This is a genomic window from Streptomyces sp. NPDC001709 (assembly GCF_053596375.1).
In genome coordinates this window covers 71,966-90,615 of the sequence record NZ_JBSFGB010000012.1, presented here as the reverse complement: position 1 = coordinate 90,615, position 18,650 = coordinate 71,966, and the positions used below count along the sequence as shown (strand labels likewise).

The 18,650-nt window shown below is 67.9% G+C and carries 18 protein-coding genes; 13 read left to right on the top strand and 5 right to left on the bottom strand.

Features of this window, described 5'->3' with window-relative positions:
• Nucleotides 1–376 precede the first annotated feature (376 nt).
• The 5 genes from ACWC0C_RS19390 to ACWC0C_RS19370 form a co-directional block, all read right to left on the bottom strand.
• The gene (locus ACWC0C_RS19390) at nucleotides 377–1,213 is read right to left on the bottom strand and encodes a DciA family protein (RefSeq protein WP_450864989.1); all 837 of its coding nucleotides are present in this window, start codon (nucleotides 1,211–1,213) and stop codon (nucleotides 377–379) included.
• Nucleotides 1,210–1,764 (bottom strand): hypothetical protein, encoded by a 555-nt coding sequence (locus ACWC0C_RS19385; protein WP_450864988.1) that lies wholly within the window; start codon nucleotides 1,762–1,764, stop codon nucleotides 1,210–1,212. Before ACWC0C_RS19385 ends, ACWC0C_RS19390 begins: the two co-directional genes overlap by 4 nt.
• A 1,697-nt stretch (nucleotides 1,765–3,461) precedes the next feature.
• Nucleotides 3,462–4,295 carry an inositol monophosphatase family protein gene (locus ACWC0C_RS19380; protein ID WP_450864987.1) on the bottom strand — a complete coding sequence of 278 codons (834 nt, stop codon included), beginning with the start codon at nucleotides 4,293–4,295 and terminating at the stop codon, nucleotides 3,462–3,464.
• Entirely contained in the window at nucleotides 4,292–5,140 is an 849-nt protein-coding gene (locus ACWC0C_RS19375) for a DUF5919 domain-containing protein (RefSeq protein WP_450864986.1), read from the bottom strand. Before ACWC0C_RS19375 ends, ACWC0C_RS19380 begins: the two co-directional genes overlap by 4 nt.
• Nucleotides 5,141–5,169: 29 nt before the next feature.
• The gene (locus ACWC0C_RS19370) at nucleotides 5,170–5,769 is read right to left on the bottom strand and encodes a GntR family transcriptional regulator (protein WP_450864985.1); all 600 of its coding nucleotides are present in this window, start codon (nucleotides 5,767–5,769) and stop codon (nucleotides 5,170–5,172) included.
• A gap of 893 nt (nucleotides 5,770–6,662) precedes the next feature.
• On the opposite strand from ACWC0C_RS19370, the gene ACWC0C_RS19365 reads away from it, so the two are divergent.
• The 13 genes from ACWC0C_RS19365 (at nucleotide 6,663) to ACWC0C_RS19305 (ending at nucleotide 18,602) form a co-directional block, all read left to right on the top strand.
• Entirely contained in the window at nucleotides 6,663–6,920 is a 258-nt protein-coding gene (locus ACWC0C_RS19365) for a WhiB family transcriptional regulator (protein WP_450864984.1), read from the top strand.
• 14 nt (nucleotides 6,921–6,934) lie between these two features.
• The gene (locus tag ACWC0C_RS19360) at nucleotides 6,935–7,474 is read left to right on the top strand and encodes a hypothetical protein (protein ID WP_450864983.1); all 540 of its coding nucleotides are present in this window, start codon (nucleotides 6,935–6,937) and stop codon (nucleotides 7,472–7,474) included.
• A 252-nt stretch (nucleotides 7,475–7,726) separates the two neighbouring features.
• Nucleotides 7,727–9,334: a hypothetical protein gene (locus ACWC0C_RS19355; RefSeq protein WP_450864982.1), complete on the top strand. Its 1,608-nt coding sequence runs from the start codon at nucleotides 7,727–7,729 to the stop codon at nucleotides 9,332–9,334.
• A gap of 349 nt (nucleotides 9,335–9,683) precedes the next feature.
• Entirely contained in the window at nucleotides 9,684–10,013 is a 330-nt protein-coding gene (locus ACWC0C_RS19350; RefSeq protein ID WP_450864981.1) for a hypothetical protein, read from the top strand.
• 140 nt (nucleotides 10,014–10,153) lie between these two features.
• Nucleotides 10,154–10,597 (top strand): hypothetical protein, encoded by a 444-nt coding sequence (locus tag ACWC0C_RS19345; protein ID WP_450864980.1) that lies wholly within the window; start codon nucleotides 10,154–10,156, stop codon nucleotides 10,595–10,597.
• 957 nt (nucleotides 10,598–11,554) lie between these two features.
• Nucleotides 11,555–12,067 (top strand): hypothetical protein, encoded by a 513-nt coding sequence (locus ACWC0C_RS19340; RefSeq protein ID WP_450864979.1) that lies wholly within the window; start codon nucleotides 11,555–11,557, stop codon nucleotides 12,065–12,067.
• A 14-nt stretch (nucleotides 12,068–12,081) separates the two neighbouring features.
• Nucleotides 12,082–12,480: a hypothetical protein gene (locus ACWC0C_RS19335; protein ID WP_450864978.1), complete on the top strand. Its 399-nt coding sequence runs from the start codon at nucleotides 12,082–12,084 to the stop codon at nucleotides 12,478–12,480.
• Nucleotides 12,481–12,661: 181 nt separating this feature from the next.
• A complete protein-coding gene (locus ACWC0C_RS19330) occupies nucleotides 12,662–13,228 on the top strand; it encodes a hypothetical protein (protein WP_450864977.1) in 567 nt (188 codons plus the stop codon).
• A gap of 82 nt (nucleotides 13,229–13,310) precedes the next feature.
• A complete protein-coding gene (locus ACWC0C_RS19325; RefSeq protein WP_450864976.1) occupies nucleotides 13,311–13,850 on the top strand; it encodes a hypothetical protein in 540 nt (179 codons plus the stop codon).
• Between the two features lie 23 nt (nucleotides 13,851–13,873).
• Nucleotides 13,874–14,215 carry a hypothetical protein gene (locus tag ACWC0C_RS19320; protein ID WP_450864975.1) on the top strand — a complete coding sequence of 114 codons (342 nt, stop codon included), beginning with the start codon at nucleotides 13,874–13,876 and terminating at the stop codon, nucleotides 14,213–14,215.
• A 112-nt stretch (nucleotides 14,216–14,327) separates the two neighbouring features.
• The gene (locus tag ACWC0C_RS19315) at nucleotides 14,328–16,421 is read left to right on the top strand and encodes a winged helix-turn-helix domain-containing protein (protein WP_450864974.1); all 2,094 of its coding nucleotides are present in this window, start codon (nucleotides 14,328–14,330) and stop codon (nucleotides 16,419–16,421) included.
• A gap of 103 nt (nucleotides 16,422–16,524) precedes the next feature.
• The gene (locus tag ACWC0C_RS19310) at nucleotides 16,525–17,133 is read left to right on the top strand and encodes a hypothetical protein (RefSeq protein ID WP_450864973.1); all 609 of its coding nucleotides are present in this window, start codon (nucleotides 16,525–16,527) and stop codon (nucleotides 17,131–17,133) included.
• A gap of 281 nt (nucleotides 17,134–17,414) precedes the next feature.
• Nucleotides 17,415–18,602 carry a hypothetical protein gene (locus ACWC0C_RS19305; protein ID WP_450864972.1) on the top strand — a complete coding sequence of 396 codons (1,188 nt, stop codon included), beginning with the start codon at nucleotides 17,415–17,417 and terminating at the stop codon, nucleotides 18,600–18,602.
• Nucleotides 18,603–18,650: the final 48 nt, after the last annotated feature.

Sequence of the window (18,650 nt, the reverse complement as noted above, 5' to 3'; positions counted from 1 at the left end):
GATTCGAACAGCTTCTTGAGCGGATCGGAGTCTCGAACGCCTCGATCCTGTCCTCCCGGAAGCCCTCCAGTGTCACCCCCTTGGGAGGACGCCTTGGAGGAGCAGGCCGATACTGACGGCCGCCTGCAGGGCCAAGCGGCAGTCGTCTGACTGACCGGCAAGGGCCGGGTGATGGAAGCCGGCCAGAGGCGGTGGCGGTAGGCCAGCCACTCGGTACCGGGCCGGTGGCTGAAACTCCTTTGGATGGACTGTGCGATGCAGGAGCCCGCGGCGGGATTCGACAGTGCCTCGGGCGAGGCTCAAGTGAGTGATCCGGAGCATGCGGATGTCGTTGCCCGGCACTGCATAAGCAGACTGCGTCGCCATCTCTGCCTTGTTACTGGCCCCGTGGCTGATCAGTCTCTGCTCCGACTTTGCGCCTCTCCGCACGACCTGCCTGTCGCTCCAACGCCATGCGTCGCAGCGCACGCTGTCTGGTCTGCTCTGTCGTCTCATGCTGGGGCATCGGCACGATGTCGGCCTCCGGCCCCTGTACTCGTCCTCGCGTTCGGGAGTCACGGGACTGGCGTTCGGTAATGGCAGCAAGCTCCATCGGAGCCTGTTGCAGCGGCGCCCGATGAGCGCGGGCCGCATTGACGGCTTCGAGGTAGCCAGCTGGTGGTTCACGGCGAGACTCGCTTCGGGCCAACGGCGCTGAGGGCGCCCGGTACACCGGCACCCCATCGGCATCCGAGGATGGGCGAGTTGAGGTCCATCCGACTGACCCAGGGCGCAGAATTCGGATGGCCTTCACGGTACCTGCGCGCACGGTGTCATTGGCCTTATTGATGAGACTGGTGGCTTCGAAGGTCAGGTGGGTGGCGTAGGCCGGGGATTCAGGCTGGAGGTCCAGGCGACCAGTTTCGTCGTCGAAACCCACAGCAGCAACGTACCGTGCAAGGTCGCCCGCGATGGCGGGCCACTGGTCGAGTACGGAGCCGCCAGCCACAGGTGTGTCCCATGCGCGGTCGGCGATCAAGCCCATGATGGCTTGTCCGAGGCCTATGGGGTCGCGGCCGTCTCGCTGCACCGGACGGGCGCGGTGTTTCGGCTTCCGTGCACTCTGCTCTGTTCCCCGGCGTCGGGCGTTCTCCTGTGCTGCGCGCAGGGCGACTCTGGCAAGGTCGACTCCGGACAGCTCCGCTTCGGTGGGCCTCGGTGTGTTGCTGGTCATCGGGCACCTCCGTGAAGGACGAGATGGCCGGTTCCCCGAAGGCGGAGGACGTCGTCGACGAAGCTGCTAGTGAACACTCGGCGCGTGGTGAGTTCTCCAGCGAAGTCGAGCCAGCGAAGGACGAGTCCGTGGTCCTTGGCAGCCGCCGCCCTTAGGTCCAGGACCTCCTGTTTCGAAAGCGACGCAACGTCCGGCTCCTGACCTGCGCTGATCTCTGCCAGAGCGGGCGCGGCCAGACCTGCCCGAATCTGGTCGGCAGCAGCCCTGACCTGCTTGGAGAGGACATGGCTGGACGGGGCCCTCCACGGTCCCTCCCACTCCACATGCCGCTCCCGCGCAGCCCGGCGGGAGTCGCGCCACTGCTCCACCGCGGTCTTCCGCTTGGCCTCCGTGTCGAGTGCCTCCAAGGCCGTGGCCAGCAGGGTCGCGAGCAGCCCAGAAGGACGCCGAACGTGCTCGGCTGCGCCGCGGATGTGGAGCCAGGCCAGCACCTCGTCACACGACCACCCCGCGTCGGCGACATCGCGGATCACCCAAGCGATCCTCGGCACCGAGGCACGCTGCAACCACGGCACCTCGCGAACCAGTTCCGCTGCCAACCGGTATCTACGCCCGACGGGGTTCAGCGCATGACGAGCACTCCTGCCCTCAACCGTGGCCGTCCCGCGCCTCCCGTCTTCGAGCTTGCTCTCAGGGGGGAGAGAAGTACTACCCGCAGATGAACAGCCTGAGGAACTACCCCCCATTGGGGTGCAACGACCAGCTCGCGAACTCCTCCCGGCGGGAGCCGACTTTGACCCTGTGCGTCGCCTGGGCCGGACCTTCCGTGCAGCCGCAGCAGCAAGGCGCGCGATCGTCGGCCGTCCCTTCTCCTCCACGCCAACGAACCGACGCGCAGGCCCAGCGCCGAGTGTCCGAATGCCCAGCGCTTCGTCGAAAACCGGCGGGATAGCGCGGACAAACTCCGATGCTCGCTTCCCCTCCCCCGTGACGCGGCCGCCCTTTGACACGTACGCCAACAGCCCGGCCTCGCGCAGCATGGACAGCTGGTATTCGATCGTCCGCTCGGACAGCTCCAACTTCCGCGCGAGGTACGGAACGCCCGGGCGGCAGGGAGTGAGCTCGGCGAGCACCTGAGCGACCCGCACGGTCGTCGAACCGAACTCTCGCGGGCCATGCGAGCGCCGGGGCAAGTACACCCCCGCTCCAGCCACCCAGTGGACGGCCTGAAGCCAGCTGTACCCGTCCCGCGTGACTCTGGAGCACGTGGTGGAGAGCCACTGCCCTGACTCCGGGACGAACAGACCCGTAGCCACCGAAGCGGTGGAAATGGCAGCGTCCCGAGGTTCGCCCGTGCGCGATAGCGGGGGAGAACAGAGAGAGCTCATCTGGCCCCCTGTTCGGAGGCCAAGCCGCACCAACGCGAGGGGATGGCATGGCCAGAGGCCAGGTCCGCTGACCACTCCTGCCGAGACGGACCACATACGGCAAAATAGGGCAAACATGAACTATTGCAATGCGCGGCCTGGAACACCCAGTCGCATGTTGGCGAGAAAGCAATCACATTCTCGACCAACAGGGCATGCCTGGGCTGACAAGTGGCAGCACGATGCTGCACCATGGGCTGTGCCTCAGCTTCCTGTCTGCAGGCAACACGAAGCCCCACTCCGGGCTTCGGATCCTGTGGGGATCAACTCGCCTCCCGAGTCAGCACTCCTGCTGGCCTCGTGAGGCCTTCGCTCGGGTTGCAGCCGAGCGGTGACGTGATGGTCGGAGACGGTGCGCCAACACCGTCAATGACCGGGGGCGGCTCGAAGTCCGGTGAAGCCGGCGCCGCCCGGGTGATTACCGCATCTCACTCCTCTCCCCTGGGAGAGGCATCTCTCCCGAGGACACTGTGGTCTGGGCCTCAGCAGGACGAGGCCCAGGTCGGCCGTGGAAGGCCGCCGCGCCAGTCCGGCCAGAAGGCCGGCGCGCGGAGTCCGTAGGAACCAGCAACTTTCGACGCAACCCTACTGGGGTGAAAGGCGCACGGAATGCTGAATTCAGCAGCGTGTTGGGGACGTTGAAGCACGTTCCAACAGCCCCAAAGTCGACCTCCGGCACGCGGCTGGTGGCTGCACGATGAGTGGCGGACCGAACCTGCCCCCTACCCAATTCGGACAAGTTCAGGTCAGGGAAAGCGACCTTAGGTCCCCGGTGCCTTTGCCGCGGAGATGAGAGGTGGAGGCCCTCGCACGTGTCTGTGCTAGCCCGCATCGTTGAGACCGTCCGTCGCGTTCGGAGGACTGGACTGGAGCCTTGCCAGCAGGTTGATGAGGGGGTCCCGGAGTGAGGGAGCCACCGCGATGGTCGCGGTGGATGCCAGGTTGTGCTCGCTGCCGTCCAGGTCGATGACGACTGCACCCGCCTCTCGGGCGATGACGACGCCAGCCGCCATATCCCAAGGGTGGTTGCTGAGGGCGATGCACGCGTCGAGGCGGCCGGATGCGGCCCAGCAGAGGTCGATCGCGGCAGACCCCAGCATCCGAATCCGCAGGACTTCCTGGGCGAGCAGCTGAGTCAGGGCGAAGCGCTGCTGGTTCTTCTTCTCAGCGTTGAGGCCCACTGCGTAGTCGCCAATACCGACGATCGCTTCATCAAGGCGGCCCGACGTCCGGACCTGGAGCTGCTGGCCCTGAGATTCCGCACCGAGTCCACGGGCAGCGGAGTAGCGCTCGTCGAGGAAAGGCAGGTCGATGACGCCCGCGACGGCATCTTGTCCCTGAACGAGCCCCAGCGACACACCGCAAAGCCTGATGCCGTGCGTCAGGTTCGCGGTGCCGTCGACTGGATCAAGGACCCACGTCAGCGGACAGCCTTGAGTGGCGGTGTCACCGCCCTCCTCACCGTAGAACCCGATCTCGGGTGTTTCTCTGTCGAGGAACTGCCGAACGCTCTCTTCGACGGCTAGGTCGATGTTCGTGACCATGTCTCGGTCGCCTTTGGCGTCCACGGCCTCGAGGGCCATGTTCTTGACGAGGCGGGCTGCCTCGTCAACAGCCGCCGATGCGACGCGGAGCAGGTCACTGAATTCGGTCATGCGTTCTCCCCGTTCCTTTCCCAGAGTGCATTGAAGACCTGCTCGAATGTCCTGAAGAGGCCTCCGGTCGATGGACGCTTCCTGACGAGGAAGGTCGGGGAGTCGACCCCTCGGGTCTGGGACAAGTACGGCTGCGCAACGCACAGCTGCCCATCGATCAGGAAGATGTTGAAGTGCAGTGGCTCGTCGTAAACGGCGTACCTCAGCCGAGGCGCGGCCTCGGCCGAGAGCCTGTCGGCGACTCGCTTCATGATGCTGAGGTTCAGGGCCGTGAGGGCGGACAACTGTCCGTCTGGGTAGCCCTCTTCTTGCTCCCTCTGCTTGATGAACTGACCGTACGGCTCCAGAAAGAGGCAGTGGAGCGTTGCCCCACCTTCGATGATCTCGAGGAGGCGGGTGTCAGCGTAGGTCTGGCACAGCATGTTGAGAGACAGACCGCAGGCGCGGATCTCGCGTGCATCATCAAGGAGGGCCGCTACAGAAACCTTCGCCTGGAACTCCGAGCGGCTGGGGTAGACGCCCGTGACGTCTGCGAACTGGTTGCCGACGATCTCAGTGAGGGCGTCTCTAGGCTGCCCCTCCCCTACCCCCGTGCCGGCCTGGCGAACGATCAACTCGGCCGCGACCACGACATCGCCAGGCGGTGTCGCTTTCGTTTCCCATGCCTTGATCGACTCCTCGCTGACGGGCCACCCCGTCATGGTCGAAAGCAGACCGGCGAATTCGCCACGCGACATCCCCTTGAGGCTGCGGGCGGTGGCCAGCTGGCTGCGAGCTAGCTGCCCGAGGTCAGGTCGGTAGTTCGCCCTGCTCCCCAGCTGAACGACGGTTGCTTCCTGCGCCACTTGTCCCCTCCAGGTGATCCGTACTGCGGTCAAGCTCCGAAGGCCTGATTCGCCTCAGGCGCGTCCTGATCATCCTCGGCCTTCAGCGGGGCAGCATCACGCGGGTAGGGCTGACCAACCCTGGCGTAGAGATCCATGAGTTGGGCCTGGAGCACGGCGACGATGCCCCGCAGCTTCCGGAGTTCCTCGTTGACCCTGTTGAGGATTTCGACGTCAGCGCTCTGCAGCACACGAATCTGAGCCTGAACTGCTTCAAGCCCCTGAGCCAGCTCCAGCACCGACTGATGCTCCTCCCGGAGGTCTGTGGGACGTGCCCTCACATAGACGCCCTTGCCGGGGCGACCCTCCAGGAGCCCTTCAGCCTTGAGCTCATCTACCGCACGGCGAACCACTGTCTTCGAGACGCCGTGCTCTGCGATGAGCTTGTCGGTAGAGGGAATCGGCATCCCCACCTTCAGCTTCCCGTCGGCAATGCCCTTGCGCAGGGCGTTCATGACCCTGCGGTACTCCGGCTGTCCGACCTCATCAGCCACTGAGGGGCCTCCCGTATATGCATGGTTGTACATGGCCCCCCTAGTGGAGCACAACACCGTAAGGGGGACCAGCAGAACCACCACGTCAGCAGCCATTTCTTGTCTCACCTCCTTGACAGACTATACATACATGGCCGTACCTTGTATTCATAGTGAGGCAAGCGGAGCTGACCACTCAAGTCACTCGGCTCCTTGCTGCCACGCATAACCCCGGGCCCAGCAGGGCCCTGACCTCGACGGGGACGCCGTCGACAAGCGGCCGGCTAGGTCCGGTCCCGGATGGATCAAGGCCCCTCGTGAGGCCCGCTGCGGCGGGTGGATCGGGGAAGGCCGCGTCACTTCTCAACTCCAGAGTGATCGCGCGGGACTGACGCGAGGGCAGATCGGCATCGGTAGGCGAACCAAGGCCTCAGGGCGGCGGATCGAACCGCCGGAGCGGGTGCTCTCCCCCCTACGCAGTGGCATGTCGCTCGGCTTCGGCTGAGCGTGGGGGATGGACCGTTCACCTGGGCTGTGCGCCTTATGTTCGTTTTGGCAGCAGCTTGGATGGGTGGAGAAAGCCAGCGGGGTCCCAATGCGTGTGGCGGGATGAGATAGACCGCCCCCGGACGGCGACCGGGTGACCAACGTCTGGCGGCATGCCGTGCGTACCGGCTCTACGAGACCACCGGTGCGGCCGCCCGCTTCACCAGAGCGTGACGATGGTGCGCTGGCCAGGGCGAGAGCTGGCAGGCGGTACGGCTGCGGCTGTGCCGAGTTTCCCAACTTCGTTGCAGCCCTGTGGGTTGCCTGGGCGTCGCTGGCCTACCTCGTGGATTGTGCGCGGGGCGTGGCCGGCGGCGGCAGGGAGCGCGCGGTGCGTGTTTTCCAGAAGTTCTTCGGAAGCCGTGATGGCTTCTAGCTGTGCTGCGTGTGGGGTGGGCTCGAAGAGTCCGCCAGCTTCACATGCGTTCATGTCTTGTTCGTCCGTGCGTCTGAGGAGGTCCGTCATGAGCTGGCTTCACAAGGCGGTGTGCCGCGAGGAGGACCCGGAGCTGTTCTTCCCGATCGGGAACACAGGTCCGGCGCTGTTGCAGATCGAGGAAGCGAAGGCGGCCTGCCGCCGGTGCCCGGTGATCGAGCGGTGCCTGCAGTGGGCGCTGGAGTCCGGTCAGGACTCCGGAGTCTGGGGCGGGCTGAGCGAGGACGAGCGGCGTGCGATGAAGCGGCGCGCCGCCCGGAACCGCGCCCGGAACGCGTCGGCCTGAGAAGGGAGCGGGCGATGAAGCGGGATCTGAGGTGGCGGCTGATCGGTCGTCGGCGCATGGTCGCTGTCCCGGCCGCCTCCGTGGCGGGCGTGGATGAGGCGGGACCGGTGTATGAGCCGGATCTGCTGGGTCCGGTGAGAGCCATGGCCGTGGTTCTCGAGCATGAAGGGCTCGGGGATGACGAGTTGCGTCGGCTGGTGGCCGGGCGGCTGGAGATCAGTGAGGCTGCCGCAGTGGGAGTGCTGCGCAGTGCGCGGCGCCTGCTGGAGGGGCTGCGTGAGCCGTGGTCGACCGCGTGTATGGGCGATGTGGCCCTGGCGGCTCCGACGGATGCGGCCATGCAGTTGCGGGCGATGCTCGATCACGGCCGTGAGGCGGTGGCGCGGGTGGGTGCCGGGGATGACCCGGACTATTTGCTCGGCCTGGCCTTGATGATCGGCACCGAACTGCGGGCTGTGGTGGAGAAGGTCTGCCCTCCAGTGGCTGCGCCGTCCCCCTTCGCGTTCGGCGGAGGGATGGAGATCGCGTCGCCCTTGGAGCCCGTGGGTCGATGACGGAGTGATTCCGTTTCGTGTTCCGGTCCGTTCCGTTTCGCTGTCTGGCGAGAGGGGGTGGGCCGCTTTTCGTGTGCGGTGCCGGCCGGGCGCCGCCGCTGAGTAAGGAGGCTTTTGGTGGCGCGTCCTGGAAGGTCGGGGCCGCCTGGTTCTGGTGCAGGGCCTGGTGCCCTGGGGCCGGGTGACCGGGGTGCTGTGACGCCTCGGCTGAGCGATCTGCCGGAGTGGGTGCGGTGGGCGCTGGGGTTCTTGGTGACCGGCCTGGTCTTCGTGATCGCGATCACGTTGGTCAGCAACATGTACTCGGTGGTCGCGTACGCGCGGGAGAACGGGATCACGAACTGGTCCTGGGTGCCTGCGGTGGCCGCCGAGACGCTGCTGGCGATGGCGACTGCGGCCTACCTGGTGGCGTTGTTCGGGCGGATCTCGAAGATCCCGATGTGGCTGCGGCCGACGATCTGGGGCCTGTCGGGCCTGATCGTGGTGAACAACGTGGTGCCTCCGCTGCTTGTCGGTGACTGGCCGCAGGTGGTGCTGCATGCGGTCGGGCCGATCTGTTACGTCGTGGGTGTGGAGATCTTGTCCTGGCTGATCGCGTCGTTCGCGCGGAAGCTGACGGGCGAGGAGCTGGACCAGGTCCACTTCGTGCACTGGTTCGTGAATCCGGGCGAGGCCTGGTTCATCGTGACGCGGAAGCGGATGTACCCGTGGTCGAAGGCGATGTGCGTTGAGCAGTACCGGCGTCTCCGCGGGTCGACCGTGAAGCGGGTGCGGCGTGGGCTGGTGCCGCGCGTGTGGCGTTGGTTGTGGTCGGGCTCGGTTGTGGTCGAGGTCGACCGTTCGGCGGGATCGACCGCTGCTTTGGTTGATGGTCGGTCGAGGATGTTGGTCGACCGAAGTGGTTCGGTCGAGGTCGACCGTTCGGCGGGATCGACCGATGGCGATGTGGTCGAGGCGTCGACCGGTTCTGCGGTCGAGCCGTCGACCGCTGCCCCGGCGCCCTCGACCAAGCCCGCGTCGACCGAAACCGCGTCGACCGAAGCTGGTTCGACCGGTGGGACCTCGACCGAAAGTCCGGTCGAGCCGTCGACCGCTGGCCCGGCCGGCGCAGGTGAAACGGTCAACCGGTCGAGCAGCACGGTTGAGCAGCACGATCGTGTGGTCGAGCTGCCGGTCGAGCCGGTGCGCTCCGGCTCGACCGAAGTACCCGGTGAGGGCATCTCGGCTGCACGTTCTTCGGTCGGGCCGCGGGTGAGTGTGCGGCTGCCTGCTGCTGCGGAAACTCGGGGGCATCCCGAGGTGTCCGATGGGGTCGACCGAAGTGGTTCGGTCGAGGTCGACCGTTCGGCGGGATCGACCGATGGCGATCTGGTCGGCGGCTCGACCGGTTCTGCGGTCGAGCCGTCGACCGCTCCCCCGGCGCCCTCGACCAAGCCCGCGTCGACCGAAGCCGGGTCGACCGGTGGGATCTCGACCGAAATTCCGGTCGAGCCGCCGACCCCTGGTCCGGCCGCCCCGAAGAGGACGGTCGAGCAGTCGAGCGGCACGGCCGGCGACGAGCAGCGGCGGGGTTCGGTCGACAAGAGGGACCCGGCTCATGCGGTCGACACGGATGGGTCTCGCGGGACGGTCGTCCAGTTGGGGCGGCGGCCGCGCGTTCCGGACGAGGAAATGGTCGACCGCGCGGTGAAGTTCGCCCAGGGGCTCATTGACTCCGGGCGGACTGCCGGTGAGATCGGCCTCAACACGCTGCAGAAGGAGCTCGGCGGCAACAGCGACCGCTGGCGGAACCGGATCTACCCGGCGGTGCACGCTCGGGTCCCGGGGATCAAGCCTCCGCAGCAGCGCTCTGCAGGCTAGGAGAGCCCTCTGGCCTGCGATTTTGCTCGCGTTTGGCGGTTTTCACTGCGGTCCCGGGATGTTGAGACCACCCCGGGACCGCAGTGTGGGCGCCGTAGCGCCTCTGTCAGCTTGGCAGTCCTCGGAGCCGACTCCAACCAGGCGTCCGTTTACTCCCTTTTTTTCCAATTGCGCTGGAGCGTTCATGTCTTCTCTTCTGGCCCCCTGGAAGCGTCCGTCGAGGCGGTCGACGACCGCCCGGCAGCGGCGTAACCGAAGGGGCATTTCGTACCAACATGCACGCGCCGAGAAACTCCAGAACGCCCGCCCGCAGGGCCTCGAGCGCGTCGCAGGTGTCCACTGGGACCTCGTGCGCGCAGCACTCAAGGACCTGCCTCCCCGGGCGCAGCCGACGGCCTGGAAGGAGCTCGGCAGCCTGCTGGAGCAGCTGGAGTCCCGGCTCCGTTGGCCGGAATCGGTCCCCAGCGAAGCCGCCCGGGACGCCCGTGACTCCAAGCTCGCCAAGGCAGAGAAGCGGGGGTTGGACCGCCGCGCCGCCGCGCTGTGGGACGCGGTCCGTGCGGCGGTGAAGAGCTGGCCGGAAGAGAAGCGCGACGACGTGTGGAAGAGGGTCGGCGAGCTCCTCGAGGTCCACGAGTTCCAGTTGCGACGCCGCGGGCGTCATCGTGGCGCAGCGTGAGATTCACAAGGCGAATTTCACAAGCGCAGTGAACTTCAAGGGCCCCCACGCGGAGGCGCGACGCGCGCGACGCGCGCGAGATAGCAGCCACGTTCCGTAATCGCAAGCCACCGAACCCGCAGAGAGAGGAATGCCCCGATATGCAAACTTTGGCGAACGGTGGTGCCGCGGCCGCCTGCTTCGGCCTCATCGTCGCGCTGCAGATGCTCGGCCGAGGCCAGAGGACCCGGAAGCTCGCGCTACCCATCGGGCAGTGCGTGCTGATGTTCTTCGCCTCGCTGTTCACCGCAGGCACCGGCCTCGGAATGTTCGTGAACAGCATGATCACGTGGCTGAATGACAGCCTGATCGCGAGGTTCGTCAGCTGGCTCGGAGTCCCGGTGATGGTGATTGTCGCGCTGGGCCTGCTCGCGTTCTGCGTGGCTCAGGCAGCCGACGGCAATGCCAGCACGCAGGTCCTCGGCGCGATCAGCCTGCTTCCGTACACCGCGGTGTTCATCCCAGGCAAGGCCGGAGCCTTCATCGCCGAGGCCTACTACAACGGCGGCGCCGAGTTCGCCGGGCTGATCAAGAGCTGGTTCTGACCCGGCTTCACGGGGCGCCCGCCAGGACGCCTCATGAGGCCTTCAGGGCCTCCGCAGCGCCTCGGACGCCCAACTAGGCGTCCGAGGCGCTGCAGGCGCTCTGAGAGCCACTGAGCACCTCGCAACTCCTCTTGTGTTCCCGGGCCTTGGCACAGGCAGCGCGCCACTGCCCTTCTCTCCATGACCCCCTGGAAGGACCCCATGCTTGAGCTGCTCTTTTTGTGGTACTGCGCCTATGCCATCGTCGAGGGCACGCTGTCCATCGGCAGGAACATCGCAGGCAGCCACCAGACTCGGGTGAAGGCGGCCCGCAAACGCGCGGCCAAGCGCCGCAAGGCCAAGGGCAAGAAGGGTCCGGTGGGCGTGAGCGGCAAGCTCGGCGGCTACGCGGGAGCCCTTGGGACCACGACAGCCCTGGCGGTGTACGACGGGGCTGTCGGCTTCAGCCGCGGGGCTCGTGAGGGCTATCGCACTGCCCGGAGCAGGCGGGTACGGCGGCAGGCGCGGCAGCGCATCGAGGCCCGGCGCGCCGCGCGTGCCGCCGCTGCAGCCGGAGCGGCGGGGACCGCCCCGGCTCCCGGCACTGGTGCTGCTACGCCGCCCCCGCCGGCCGTGCCCTCCGTGCCCTCCGTGCCCCCCACTCCTCCGACAACCCCGACGAGTCCGGCCGGATCTGCGGGAGGAGCATCCGCTCCTGGGGCGCCGGGTCCGGTACCGCCGCCCCCTCCTTCTTCATCGCCTCCGGGCGCGCCGACGCCCCCCGCGGCTGCTCCTCCCGCAGCGCCGCCCCCGCCTCCGGCACCCCCTGTCACGCCGCCCGCGCCGGTGACTGCGGCACCCCCGGCCGCGTCGACCGGTCCGGTTCCGGTTACCGTTCCGCCGGCCGCGTCGGCGGCACCGCCGAAGGCGCCGGAGACCGCCCGGGGCATCGCGGTCCCGCCGCGGGGCGGAGGCGCCGTGATCGCTGCGGAGGGCTCCAGCCAGAGCGGGGCGGCGGGCGGGGCGCAAGAGAATGCCCCCGCGCCTGGCGCCGAGGTGGGCCGCACCATCGTGATCAACACCCCGGAAGGACCTGTTGTCGTGCCCGAGACGCCGGTGCTGACACACACCGTGAGTGATCTGCCTTCGCTGCTGATCTGGTTCGCCCTGACGTTCCAGGACGCACAGATGGAGGCCCAGAGCTCGGAGGCGGAGGCGAGCTGGATCCGGGAGCTCGAGGCTGCGCTGACCCGATTCGAGAAGTCGCTGGACGATGACAAGGTGCCGGCGTCGATCACGAGCACCATCGCGGACCTGCGCGCCAAGATGGAGCTCCTTGACCGCGCTCACACCCTGCAGGCCGACATGGCGACGAACGCCGCCACGGTGTCGCGCAACAGCGCGTACCACGCCCGGGACACGTACCTGGGGATGTGGGAGGCGGTCGTGGTCGCCAACGGCTTGGTCGCTGAGAACACTCACTTCAACTGATCGGAGAGGAACCGGTGAACCAGCCTGTCCTCGCCGCCTCGGGCGGCAACAACTACGAGCGCGCGCAGAAGATCCTCATGGAGTTCGCGTTGCTCGTGGAGCAGTCGGCCTTGGTCTACCAGCAGACCGCCGAGCGCCATTCTGCGAAGGCCGCGAAAGCAAACGATGTCGTCGGCGCGCTCCAGGCCTTCGAGGTCCACACCTCGGTACAGAACAACGTCGGCGCCATCGCCGAGTCCTACGGCCAGCGCGCGAAGGCCGCTGCCCATCGCTCCACCCAGGCCAAGGCCATCGTCGATGAGACGGCAGCTCTCAAGCGGTACCACCAGATGCTGATGGGGCAGCTCAACACCGCCCGCCACAACGCCGGGGTGCCCATGCCCAAGCGCGCCTTCCTTGGTGGCGCGCCGTAAGGGGGCCCCTGCCCGGAACGACCCGCGGGGTGTGGCGTGCTGACCCGGCACGCCACACCCCGCCCTTGTGCGCCGTCCGGTCACCCCGGTCGGCGTCCGGCGCTGCGCCGCAGGCCGCAGTGTGCTTCCTTCCGATTCCCAGACTCTGGAGCATGTAATGCCCGCTGATCAGAGCACCCCTGTGACCATTGACGGCTTCAATGGTCTCGACGAGGGCACGCCCGCCGGTGACGCCGCCTGGACGGCGGCGCTGGGCCGGTGGCGTGCGGAGCATCCCGGCGAAGACGAGCGCGACGAGATCCTGCGGTTGGTCGCGCTGACCGACGTGCTGAACCGCTACAACCGGCTGAGGCCGCGCCTGGCCGCGGAGCAGGAGGCCCGAGCCGCACGCGACGGGGCCTTGGCGGAGGTCGAAGCATGCTGGCAGGCCCTGAGTTCCGCACGAGCATGGCTCGCCGCACACCACAACTACGTGGTCGCCGTCGATGCGGCGAAGACGGCCATCTGCCTGTGGCGGGAGCGAGCGCTGGCCGCCAAGGAAATCCCATTCATCTGGGACGCCCCCAGTCGCAAGGCCGTCTACGACCGGCTGATCGCGGACGGGCACCCCGAGATCGAGCCGCTGGGCGGGGGCAATCCCGCGGCGGAGGCCGACCAGCTGTTGGCCGAGCTGGAGCAGGCGGAGTCCCGCCGCGGGGGTCTCGTGGCCAAGACGCTGGCGATAGCCGTGCGCATCGGCGCCGTGTGACCTCAGATCTGCTCGGCGCGCCGCACCGCGTGCCCTTTCACCCCAAGTCTGCCCGGCTCCGCGCTGGGAGAAGGAGTTGAGCGTGACCAGCAAGGACCTGAAGTCGGAAACGGCCCGGCAGGCCCGCGACCTCTTGAATGCGGTGGCCGCTGAGCTCGACGCGGCCAAGCTCAGCCGCAACCCCGGCGACAACGCCGCTCAGTACGAGTCGCGGGGGCTGCCGATGCGGATGACTCTTCACTTCGCCTGTGACGACGAGACCCGCTATAAGAAGCTGAGCGCAACCACGCTGGGCGGCGCCCGGGATATCGTAAGCGCCGCCCGGAACCTCATCCGAGCCGAGTCCCTGCAACTGCACCCCGGCGACGAGGTAGCCCAGTACGAGTCCCTCGACCGTCCCCTGGTTGTGTCGGTCCATTACGACTTGGACGACCTGGACCGCACCGATCTCCTCGGCGCCGACGTACTTCAGCAGGATGCCGACGCTCTCACCGGCACCGCACTCACCGAGAGCCCGACAAGCGACGGGCCGCCGGTCGAGGAGCCGGAGCAGACCGCCCGACAGTCCCTGGGGCGGCGCGTGCTGTCCAGCGTCCTGGGCCGCGATGGGCGGTCATCATGAACGCGCAAGGAACTGACACACAGGTGCGCTCGGCCTACGTCCCCGGGATGCTGGCCGCCGCCTACGACCTGGCCACCGCCGGGTCGGTGCGACTGGCACCGGCGCACCTGTCGCGCGCGGACGTGGCGATCGTGTCCGAGCACATCGGCGCCGCGGACCTCGAGCGGCTCCCCGATGGCGGCTTCCGCTTCCAGTGCCCGGCCTGCCACGAGTGGGATTTCGGTCCGACGATGCCGCTGGAACAAGCCGTGCGGGTGTGGCTGCACGGCGGTCGGCTGCCGCCCGCGGCGCTGCTCGCCGGGGCGTGCCTGACGTGTGAGCACGCCACACAGCCTCAGGGGCGAGACCTGCCACTGGAGGAATAGGCGCAGAAGGTCTGCGCGCGCCGCCCGCCCTCCGGCACGGGACTCCGTGTTTCCTGACTCCCTTCACCGGCACGCGGCGGCCGGGCAGCGTTCGTGAAAGGACACGTACTGCATGGCAAGGTCGGATTCGATCACCACTGCCCAGGGCATCGAGGCCCTGGGGGATGCGGAAGCCGCGATGGTGCTCGAATCCGAGCGCCCGCGTCGCCGCCGTTCCCGACCGGTGCGGCTGATGATGGCCACAGGCCGGACAGTGCGCTGGAGCTACCGCAACCGGCGCAGACTCAGTCCGCCGGCTGCCGCGACTGCCCTGTACATAGCTGGTGCGGCCTTCCAGGACGCGCCCGAGGGGTGGGGCGGGGCGCTGATGGCGAACGCCGCGATCGCTGCCGGTGTCTACGGACGCTGGCGTTGGCGGCGGCGCGCCAACTACCGCACCCGGTCCGCGCAGTGGCTCGCACGGCACGGTGCCCTGCCCCAGCGGCGTGCCAACCCGATGACCCGCTGGGAACTGGGGCGGCTACTGGCCTCCACAGGTTCGGCGGCCGCGCTCCTGCAGACCGCAGCGTCAGCCGATGTGCCCGTGGGCTTCTATCTGGCATGGCTGGCCGCGACCGGGGTGCCTTGGTGGTGGCTCCGGCGGATCCGCGAGATGCCCGAAATTGAGGCCGAACTCAGCAGAGAGGAAGTCTTCAACGAGCGACTCGGCGGCACCGGTGGCCGCCTCTATGGAGCGACCCTCACCGCGGCGGAGGACCTGCCGGGCCTGGACGGCAAGGCGTGGGGCGGCACGATCGTCCTCTCCCCAGGCCGCCAGCAGTACTCGGATGCCAAGACCGCCACCCCGATGATCGCCTCCGCCTACGGGCTGCCGATTTCATCGGTCGCGGTCACCCAGCACCCCTCCGGCAGCGCCAACCTGGCCTCACTGAAGGTATACGAGCGCAACCCACTGGAGGACATGCCGCACTGGCCGGGCATCGCTTCCACTTTCGACCCTGTCAGCGGGATCGCCCACATCGGCCTGCACATCGACAACGCCCCGGCTCTGTACCGGTATCACCGGCCTGGCTGGGGCACTGTCCACGACCTGATCACGGGGTCGACCGGTTCGGGTAAGAGCGAGTTGCTGCGTCAGTTGTTCGCGATCGACCGGCACACCGGTATCTACGTCAGTTGGGGCGGCGATCCGCAGTACGGGGCGTCCTTCGAGTACTGGCAGGACCATCTGGACTGCTTCGCCTCTGGTGTGGACGAGTGCATGGGCCTGCTGGTCGCCGTGCGGGAAGAGCTCCACCGGCGCGCGGAAAAGGCCAGCGTCGAGACCTGGGAGGACGAGGACGGGGACGTCTACTACGGCATCGGAGACTTCACCCCGACCGAGGACAATCCTGGCCTGGTGGTCGCCATGGACGAGTGGCAGGAGGTGTGGCAGGAATATCCGGAGGCCCTCGACATTGCCGTCGCCGCAGCGATCCTGGGCCGCAAGCTGGGGATCAAGATGCGCTTCGCCTCGCACCTGGTGGGTCTGGAGGCGATCGGGACAGAGCAGCTGCGCCAGCCACTGGTGTCCGGCAACGTGATCGCGCTGCGGAACACGTCGCGGATGACCCAGCACATGGTCAATCTCCCCGCCGACCCCTACGACCTCCCTGGCGCCTGGCCCGGCAGTCTGCTGCCGACCAGCGGTCTGGGATATCTGTCGGGCGTCGAGGACCGCGGAGCGGTCTTCCGCTCCTGGCGTCCCCTGAACCGCAGGCAGGCCACCCGGCACGCCAAGACGGGCAACCCGCCTCAGTTTTCCCGCGAGGGGGCCGAGCGGATCGGCCCGTTCTATTTGGAGTGGCGGCAGCGCCTGGCGTCCCGGCGCAAGGGCATCATCCTCCCGGTGCCCGGCGTCACCGACCTGCCGGAGGCCCCCGCCGCTGAGCTGGACGAGATCGCCAACAAGGTCCCGGCGGTCTCCACCACGAAGACGGCCAAGGGCTCCCAGCGAGGTGTGGCGAAGGCCGCGATCCTCGCGTTCGTGCGTACCCAGCCCACCACCACTACCGCGCTGGTCGCCGAGGCCACCGGCTGTGCCAAGTCGACGATCTCCACCACGCTGCGCAGGCTCGCGGACGAGGGACTCGTCATCGACTACGGCCACGGCGAGTGGGGCTCGGTCGAGTTGCGCGAGCGGATGCTGGCCGCTGTGGGCCAGTGAGCATCGCCCATCCGCCGGTGAGGCGGCCCAGCCGACTGGCCGGGCCGCCTCACTTGTGTTCTGGCACCCGCGTGGTGCTGCCCCCGAACAGGAGTTTTGGCACATGACCCTCAACCATGTTGGTCCTCAAGTATCGGCCGATGCCGCCGACTCCACGCTCGCCCAGCTGGCGCAGGCCCGGCCAGCCCTCATGCTCGACCATCAGAACCGGTTCATCCGGGTACTCACGCCCGACGAAGCAGTCGAGATGTACGACGCCCAACTGCTGGCCGCCGCACGACGTCTGGAATCCGGGCTCGACCCCGCCCCGCCCGCCTTCCAGATTCGCTACATCAACCCATCCCCAACCCATGAGCACACGGCGCCGCAGCCCACTGCCTCACAGCCCGTGCCGGCCTGGGTCAAGGGGACCTCGATGCTGCTGATCGCAACCGGAGTCTGCGGAGCAGGTGTCGGAGCTGGGATCGGCTGGGCCGCTCCTGGCTTGAAGTACCTGGACAACGTGTTCTACGCGCTCTCCGCCGCCCTCATATCCGGCGCCGCGCTGATATCCACCGTCCGGGCCAAGATCTTCTCCAGCGGCTCAAATTCTGTGGCGCCCCCGTCTACGGCTGGAGCCCACGGACCCGGCTGCGGCGGCCCCAAGAACCACCTCGTGGTCCGTGACCGCGCCCGCATGAGGATCAAGGCCCGCAACATCACCGTGCAGTGAACAGCCTCGGCTGGCTCGGCTTGCCCGTCCGGCCTGCGGACCGCGCCCGACAGGATGGCGCCGTAGGCGGGACAGGCCAACCGATCGACACCCGGGACATACCCGCGTGTGCGCCGAAACGCTCTGCAACTTCGGCAGGCGTGCCTATGGAGCAGATCACCCCCGCTGGCCGCTGCACGGCCGCGGGGCCGGACCGCACCGACGCCAACCTGGCAGCGGCCGTCGTCGTCGCGCAGCGTGAGATCGATCTACGTTAGTCCGTACATACCGAGGAGAACTGGATGAGCAGCGAGACCGTGCCCGTGCCTCAGGTCGAGGTGGCCACCTACGAGGCGCCTCGCGTCACCAGCACGCCCGTGGTGAGCGTGATCCCGTCGGAGCCGGTCCACGGCTCCCACAAGCCGGGGGCCTACCAGCACGTCCTGCTGAACACCGCCACGGGCGAGCTGTCCTTCCACGAGAGCACCGAGCACCGGGAGCGCTGGAACCCCGCCTGGAGGGCCATCAACGACGTCCCGCGTGAGACCTGGAAGCGCTGGCACCCGGGCAGGCTGTACCTCCCCGGGTCCGGAGCGGACCTGTGGGCCGAGCCGGTTCCCGAGCTGTTGTGCTGGACCGTCGACTCGGGCTTCACCGGACACCCGTACCTCGATGTCGAGGCCGCCAACGCCCTGCTGGAGCTGGTGACGCCGTACGCCCAGGAGCTGCTCGACGGCTTCTTCGATGCCGGGGGCGAGTTGGACTGGTCGGCCGCCTCCGCTCGCGCCGGCCGGCAGCTGTGCCGCCTGACCTCCCGTCACCGGGAGGCCGCCCAGCCCGAGGTCGACGCCGACTTGGTCGACTTCGCCGAGATCGTCCAGCGCTTCCCCCAGGTCTACCGGCCCGCACTGTTGGGCCTGTCCCTCGACAAGCTGGCCAAGGAGTGTGGGATCCACACCCGGAACCTCGGGTCGGATTGTTGGCACCCGGAGATCAAGAAGGTCTTCGGCCGCCCGTACCGCGACGGCAGCGGCGTGGGCCTGCATGTGCTGGGGGTGCGTTCCTGGTACCGGACCGTGCTGATGAACGGAGACCCTCGGCCGGCGCGCGACTTTGGCGACTGGGACGCCGAGCACGGCATTCTGGCCGCCAGCGAGATCACCTCCGAAACCACCGACGCGGCCCTGAACGCCTGGATCGAGCGCGAGGAGACTCGCGCCGGGCAGCAGGGAGTACGCCTGTTCGGCACGACGGACGCCGCCCACGGCCACCGGGCCCGGTTGCGCGAGCAGGACTGGGACCGCCTCGCTGTGGTCGGCGCCGAGGTGGCCCGGCTGGAGAAGTACCTCGCCGAGCGTCGGCAGTTGGTCAGCCGCGCGATCGACTGGGGCTACAGCGACTGCGACGTCGCCGGACGGGCCCGCGTGCCGCAGCAGGCCGTGCACGAGATGTGCAAGGAAACCGCCTTGCACGCCCCCGAGCAGTCGTGACGCTGGACGCACACCACGGCGGCCGAAGCCATTCGAGCTGGCTCCCGC

Coding starts and splice junctions, on each gene's coding strand:
- ACWC0C_RS19390 (WP_450864989.1), bottom strand. CDS start 1,213: ATGACCAGCAACACACCGAGGCCCACCGAAGCGGAGCTGTCCGGAGTC.
- ACWC0C_RS19380 (WP_450864987.1), bottom strand. CDS start 4,295: ATGACCGAATTCAGTGACCTGCTCCGCGTCGCATCGGCGGCTGTTGAC.
- ACWC0C_RS19370 (WP_450864985.1), bottom strand. CDS start 5,769: ATGGCTGCTGACGTGGTGGTTCTGCTGGTCCCCCTTACGGTGTTGTGC.
- ACWC0C_RS19365 (WP_450864984.1), top strand. CDS start 6,663: ATGAGCTGGCTTCACAAGGCGGTGTGCCGCGAGGAGGACCCGGAGCTG.
- ACWC0C_RS19360 (WP_450864983.1), top strand. CDS start 6,935: ATGAAGCGGGATCTGAGGTGGCGGCTGATCGGTCGTCGGCGCATGGTC.
- ACWC0C_RS19345 (WP_450864980.1), top strand. CDS start 10,154: ATGCAAACTTTGGCGAACGGTGGTGCCGCGGCCGCCTGCTTCGGCCTC.
- ACWC0C_RS19315 (WP_450864974.1), top strand. CDS start 14,328: ATGGCAAGGTCGGATTCGATCACCACTGCCCAGGGCATCGAGGCCCTG.
- ACWC0C_RS19310 (WP_450864973.1), top strand. CDS start 16,525: ATGACCCTCAACCATGTTGGTCCTCAAGTATCGGCCGATGCCGCCGAC.
- ACWC0C_RS19305 (WP_450864972.1), top strand. CDS start 17,415: ATGAGCAGCGAGACCGTGCCCGTGCCTCAGGTCGAGGTGGCCACCTAC.